The 6,218-nt window shown below is 69.8% G+C and carries 5 protein-coding genes; 4 read left to right on the plus strand and 1 reads right to left on the minus strand.

Going from position 1 to position 6,218, the window contains the following annotated elements; all coding sequences use genetic code 11:
• Positions 1 to 7 precede the first annotated feature (7 nt).
• From ACFTZB_RS11380 to ACFTZB_RS11395, 4 genes are all read left to right on the plus strand, one after another.
• Positions 8 to 670: an ESX secretion-associated protein EspG gene (locus ACFTZB_RS11380; protein WP_378431657.1), complete on the plus strand. Its 663-nt coding sequence runs from the start codon at positions 8 to 10 to the stop codon at positions 668 to 670.
• A 70-nt stretch (positions 671 to 740) separates the two neighbouring features.
• Positions 741 to 2,075, plus strand: a complete 1,335-nt coding sequence (locus ACFTZB_RS11385) for a hypothetical protein (protein ID WP_378431658.1) — start codon at positions 741 to 743, stop codon at positions 2,073 to 2,075.
• 139 nt (positions 2,076 to 2,214) lie between these two features.
• Positions 2,215 to 3,561, plus strand: coding sequence for a hypothetical protein (locus ACFTZB_RS11390; protein ID WP_378431659.1), 1,347 nt, complete (start codon positions 2,215 to 2,217; stop codon positions 3,559 to 3,561).
• A 5-nt stretch (positions 3,562 to 3,566) separates the two neighbouring features.
• Entirely contained in the window at positions 3,567 to 5,024 is a 1,458-nt protein-coding gene (locus tag ACFTZB_RS11395) for a PQQ-binding-like beta-propeller repeat protein (protein WP_378431661.1), read from the plus strand.
• A gap of 11 nt (positions 5,025 to 5,035) precedes the next feature.
• Here the strand turns inward: ACFTZB_RS11395 and ACFTZB_RS11400 are convergent, their stop codons facing one another.
• A complete protein-coding gene (locus tag ACFTZB_RS11400) occupies positions 5,036 to 6,169 on the minus strand; it encodes a methyltransferase (protein WP_378431662.1) in 1,134 nt (377 codons plus the stop codon).
• Positions 6,170 to 6,218 lie beyond the last annotated feature (49 nt).

A 6,218-nucleotide genomic window follows, 5' to 3' on the forward strand; every position in this document is an offset into this window, starting at 1 on the left:
GCACTGGGTGTTGAGCGGTCCGCAGTTCTCGGCGTCGTGGGCGCGGACCGGCCAGGACCGCATTCCGTATCCGTTCACGGTCACGAGTGCGCTGGCCACCGCCGACGAGTACGAGGCCGAGCAGCGCCGGATCCGCGCCGCCTTCTCCGGACCGGAACACGACCCGCTCGCGTCGGCGCTGCTGGTGCTCGCCGAACCCGACCTCCGGATCGAAGTCTCCGGTTCGGAGGGCGGACCGCCGATCCGCCTGATCGGGGCGCTCGCGCGCGGGCACGGGATCGCGGCGGTGCAGCATCCGGGCGGCGAGGTGGTGATCCGCAGCTGTGAACCGTACGACGTCGGGCGGCAGCTGATCGCGCAGCTTCCCGACACCGACGCGGGCACGCAACGCGGCATCGTGGTCGACCGGGCGGCCGCCGCGCACCGGCAGGCGGAGGTCGCCCGGATCCTCGACCGCCCGTCGACGGGCCAGGGGGTCGTCACCGTCGTCCGCGGCGCGCGACACTCGCCGCGCCCCGTCGGCGGTCTGGCGTGGCGCGACATCGACAGCGACGGAAGATACCTCGTGTGGGGCGACACCGCGGTCGCGGTGGAACCGGGCACGTCGTGGGACCTCCTCGACGCCGTCACCCGGCTGACCGGACCGATCGCGGCCGGTCACCCCGTCTGAGCGCCGCACCCCCTGCTGCGCTGCGGTGTCGGCGATCGCCGCTACCGTATACAGCGGAAGTAGGTGACCTGTGGCCGACCCGGACGGAGCTGACATGCAGGACTTCGATCTGGATTCGAGCGTGAACCGCGACTGGGCGGAGTTCCAGCGGCGCCTCGCGGACTATCTGGCGGCGATGCAGGACGAGGACCTTCTGGTGCTCGAATCGGGATTCGAGGAGCTCGACGTAACCCAGGGGCTGATGCCGTGCATCCAGTTCGTGGTGTGGGACGGCGACACGGTGCGCTGCGAGGTGCCGTCGAACCACTACCTGCACCCCGACCGCGCGCTGACCGAGGCCGAGCAGACGTACCTCACCGAACTGGGCTGGAACCGTCCGACCCGCGGCCCGGACGACGAACCCGACGACGGCTCCCCCGCGTTCTACGTGGACAAGAAACTGTCGTGGTCGGATCAGCTGGCCGCGATGGCGGTGGCCGCGTTCCGCGACGTCTGGGGAATCACGCATCCCGCGTTCCTGAGCACCGAGACGTCGAGCACCGACCCCGCGGCGACGTTCGACCCCGTTGCGGTGCGGCCGCCGCTGGTCGCGCAACTCGACCCCGCGGCCGCCGTGATCCCGCGCGACGTCGAACACCTGCACGAGCTGATCACGCTCTCGTTGGTGCCGATGCTCGGGCTGCTGCCCGAACGCGACCCCGACGGCGACGTCCCGATCCGGATGGGCAACACCATCCTGTTCGTCGGGCCGCTCGCCGACAGCGTCGACGTGCAACTGTTCGCGCCGCTGGTGCACGACATCAGCGACCGCACCCGGGCGGCCGAGGTCACCGCCGACCTCAACCGCACCTGGTCGCGGATCAAGTTCGTGCTGGTCGACGACCGGTTGTCGGCGTTCCTGGAGGTGTCGGGCAACCCGTTCGTCCCCCAGCACCTCACGGACAGCTGCAAGTCGTTCGCCGATTTCCTGCGCACCGTCGACAGCGACTTCGCGGCGCGGTTCGGCGGCGAACTGTTCTTCAACCGGGACTCCGGCCCCGACGAGGACACCGAACCAGTGTCGGCGCCCCGCACCGGGAACGGGACTTCGGCGACCGAACTGCCGAAGGAACTCCAGACGCTGTTCCATCTCGATCCCGGGTGCGGTGGCGACACCGATCCGGCCGTCGTCGCCGACGTGTGCGGTCACGACCGCGACCGGATCCTCGCACTCCTCGACACCGGCACCGCGTGGGTGTCCCGACTGCGGGACACGGACGACGCGTCGGTCGAGCACTGGGAGCGCGTCGTCCGCACACTGCGCAACGCCCTCCGGACCGTCGTACTGCCGCCGCCGGAGAACGCTCCCGACACCACACCGCGGCCCGAGCAGATGGGACTGTTCAACAACCCCGAAGAGCCGTAGGCGCTCCGCGCCCGTGCGCGGTTAACGAGTCCAGGGACTCGTCAACCACTCACGGGCGTAACACTCCTCACAATCGTGACGAATAGGACTTCGGATGCTCCTTCGTTCGGAGTGAGCGCCTGCGACAGGGGTGGGTCACGTGAGCGACGGGGTGGACAGGCGCAAGGACCGCTGGACGACGGGCCTGGTCGTGGTGTCGATCATGGCGAGCGGGGTGATCGTCGCGGTTCTGCTCGATTCCGGATCCGGCCCGGCCACCATCGAGGACGCTGCCGCGGTTCCGTCGTACGTCACGCCGGCGGTCGAGTACCCCGTCGACATTCCCGGGTGCGCGGCGGTGGAACCACCTTCCGAGGGAGAGACTTTCGGCGTCACCATTTTCGGGGAACAGAGTTACGACAACCCGCGCTACCCGTGGTTCTCGGCGCTGAAGGCGTCGTCGATGACCGCGGCGGTCCTCGACGCGCTGCCCGAGGACGTGGAGATCCCCTTCGTCAGTCCGACGGAGTCGCTGCTGTTCGAACCGATTCCGGTGTACGACCAGGCCGAGGTACCGGACTTCGAGGACGATTTCGGCGGCGTCACCAGCGCCCGGGGACCCCTGGTCCGGGACTCGGTTCCCGGTTCGCTGTGGATGTCGGTCAGCAAGGCGGACAAGCCGGTTCCGCCGTGCGTGGCCGGGGAACTCGACCGCCGCACCACGCTGCCCGACGGCACGGTTCTGGATGCGGACGACACGTGGACTGAGTACGACGGCCGCCGCACACTGTCCCGGAGTGTCGCCGGCTACTTCCCGGACGGCACCTGGATCCACGCCAACACGACCGACGAGAATTTCACCGAGGCCGACCCGGTCGGCAAGCACAGCGGAACTGTCCCGCTCACGCTCGACGATCTCACCACCATCGTGCTGCGCCCCGAACTGCGGGTGAGCACACCCGTTCCACCGGGCACCCCGCCTCCCCCGACTGCCTGCGGTTCCGGGATCGGCTCCGAGGACGAGGGATCGGCCTTGACCCGCGACGATCTGGACCGGCTCAATTCCGTCCTCGACGCCGCCTGGCATGATCGGACCGTCGCGCTGTCGAAACCACTCGGGTCCCTGCAACTGGCCGAATACAGCGACAACTCGGTGTGCGAGAGCGTCGACGTCACCACCCCGGGATCGGAGGGCACCCTGAAAATCTCGATCGAGGGCGGCCACAGCATTCCGGCCGAACCCGACAAGTACGACCCGTCCTACGACCCGCAGGCCGCGAAGGCCACCCGACTGCCCGACGGTTCGGTGCTGGAGCGGCGGGACGCGTACACCACGGCGGCCTCCGGGCCCGGAGTGCCCGCCGTCGACGAGGCCGGTCGTTACGTGACGCTGACGCGGCCGTCGGGCACGCAGGTCTCGGTCAGCTCGACCACCGTCTCCCCCGCGACCCCACTCCCCTACGAGGTTCTCGAATCCCTGGCCACGACACCCGGACTGGAGCTGTAGCCGACATGGGCCTCGACAAGAGCACCCGAAACCTGTGGGCCGCAGCCCTCGTGGCGGCCGTGACCGTCGCCGGCGCCGTCACCACCGTCATCGCGCACGAACCGACGCAACAGCAGGAGGTGAACATCCCCGGACTGTCCGGATTCACCACGGGTCCCGACACCCCTGAGGCGTCGCCCGACGCACCGGCCGCCGAGTGGTCGCTGGACGCGGCCGCCACCTACGACCGGCAGTTCGCCGTCTTCCGCAACCCGGTGTACGGTAGCGGATTCGACTCGGGCGAGCCGGGATTCGTCGACGCCGGCGACACGCTGGTCACCATGATCGGGCTGGTGAACCAGCAGACGTCGGGACTGGACGAGACAACACTGGTCGGGGTGGACACCGACACCGGGTCGGTACGCTGGCAGACGCCGATCGAATCGCTGGGCGGATGCGCCGACACTCTCGCCGTCGGGCGGATGGTCTGCTACACGACGCCCTACGAGGAGGCGCCGACCATCCTGGCGGTCGACACCGAGAACGGTTCCGTCACCCGCACCCCGACCGACTGGACGATCCTCGCGATGACCGCCTCCGACGACTGGTTGTACGTGATGGAGGGCGACCCGGAATCCGACGACATCCGGGTGCACGGCGGCATCCCTGCCGATCCCGATGCCCGCTGGTCGCAGCGGTTCGACCTCGGCGCCGCGTGGGAGGACGCGTTCGGCGGCCACCTGATGAGCACCGATCACGGGCAGGGGGTGCTCGAACTCGGCGGCGAGGTCGCAGGATTCGACCTCGCGACGGGAAGCCCGACGTTCACGCGGACGCTCCCCGATTGCACGCAGTCGGCCCGGGCAACCGAGGGTGGCGTGGTCGTCCGCGTCCACAGCGACTGCAACCTCGGCAAAGTGCTGGGCTCGGAGGCCGTCGATCGCACCGGTCGCGTCCTCGCGACGTCGGAGGTGGAGGCGGTGCACACCCTCGCCCTCGATCGTCCCGCCGACACCACGATCCCGGTGCTGCTCGGCGACGGCGCCTACGATCGCGCAACGGGCGAACTGTTGTGGACGAGCCCGGATCTCGTGTCGACGCCACGGGTCGACACACCGGAATCATACGGCCCCAACACCACGCAGGGCACCGCCGTCGCCGTGCTGGGCGAGGTGGCGTTGCTGCGCGACTACGAGGGCAAGACGGAAATTGCACTCGACCTGCGGTCCGGGGAACGGTTGTGGCACCGGGACTCCGACTCGTACGGCACCGTCGTCGCCGCGGACGGCGACACCGCGGTCACACTGGAATCCGACGTCCTGCACGCCCTGGACGTTCGTTCGGGCGAGGAACTGTGGGTGCTGCCCCTGCAGACCGTGATCGACGACGACTCGTGGGACAGCACCCCCGTCGTCGCGGCGTCGGCTACCCGCCTGGTCTACATGACGTCGGGGACCATCGTCGGCTTGGGCGCGTCCGAGTGAATCACCCGGCGCTACCCGGTCGGCACGTCCTGCGCGCCGAGCCGCCACAGTGACGTCACTTCCCGCTTGCGCGCAGCGTGCAGCGCATCGGAACGGTCGGCCACCTTGCCGTGCCGGGGCGCCACGTCCCGCCGCTCGAGAACGGTGAGGCCGGCGTCGTCGATCAGGGTCAGCAAGTCCTCGCGGGTCCGCAGTCCGAGGTGCTCGGCGATGTCGGACAGGATGAGCCAGCCCTCTCCCCTGGGTTCGAGGTGCTCGGCCAGTCCGGCGAGGAATCCGCGGAGCATCCGGCTGTCCGGGTCGTAGATCGCGTACTCGATCGGTGAGGTGGGCCGGGCCGGGATCCACGGCGGGTTGCACACGACCAGCGGTGCCCGGCCGTCGGGGAACAGATCCGTTTCCACCACCTGCACCCCATCGGCGTAGCCCAGCCGGTCCAGATTCGCCCGCGCGCAGGCCAGCGCGTTCGCGTCGAGTTCGGTCGCGATCACCTTCTCGACACCGCGGTGCGCGAGGACGGCCGCCAGCACACCGGTGCCGGTGCCGATGTCGAATGCCTTCGCGAGCGAGGGCAGCGGGGTGTCGGCGACGAGGTCGACGTATTCGCCGCGAATCGGTGAGAACACCCCGTAGCCGGGGTGGATGCGCGCGCCGAGGGCGGGGATCTCGACGCCCTTCTTCTGCCACTCGTAGGCGCCGATCGCGCCGAGCAGATCCCGCAGCGTGGTGACCGTCGGCTGATCCGTCGGTCCGTACGCCGCGAGCGCCGCCTGCCGCACGTCGGGGGCGCGGCGCAACGGGACGGTCTGGTCGGCGTCGAACGGCACCAGCAGCATCCCGAGGATCCGCGCCCGCCGCGACTGCGTCTGCCGGTGCAGGTGGAACGCGGTGGCCGGGTCCGTGGACGTCTTGCGGGCCTTGCGGTCGGTGCGGGCGGCGACGGCCGTGCCGAGCTGGCGGGCGTTGTGGAAATCGCCGCGCCACAACAGCGCCGTCCCCTCACACGCCAGACGGTAGGCCTCGTCGGCGGTCATCGAGTCGTCGGCGACCCTGATCTTCTTCGGGGGCGCCGCCCCGCTGGTGGACCGCCACACCGCCGAACGCTCGGTGCCGTCCTCGGTCCAGCGGACGAACTCGGTTTCCATGAGGGAGAGCCTAGGCCTACGGCCCGTGAGTGGTTAACGAGTGCAGGGA

The sequence above is a fragment of the Rhodococcus sp. NPDC057014 genome, from assembly GCF_042673295.1.
Lineage (GTDB): Bacteria > Actinomycetota > Actinomycetes > Mycobacteriales > Mycobacteriaceae > Rhodococcus_F.

Bases quoted from the DNA above. Each gene is read 5' to 3' on its own strand.
- ACFTZB_RS11395 (WP_378431661.1), top strand. From the start codon at position 3,567: ATGGGCCTCGACAAGAGCACCCGAAACCTGTGGGCCGCAGCCCTCGTG.
- ACFTZB_RS11400 (WP_378431662.1), bottom strand. From the start codon at position 6,169: ATGGAAACCGAGTTCGTCCGCTGGACCGAGGACGGCACCGAGCGTTCG.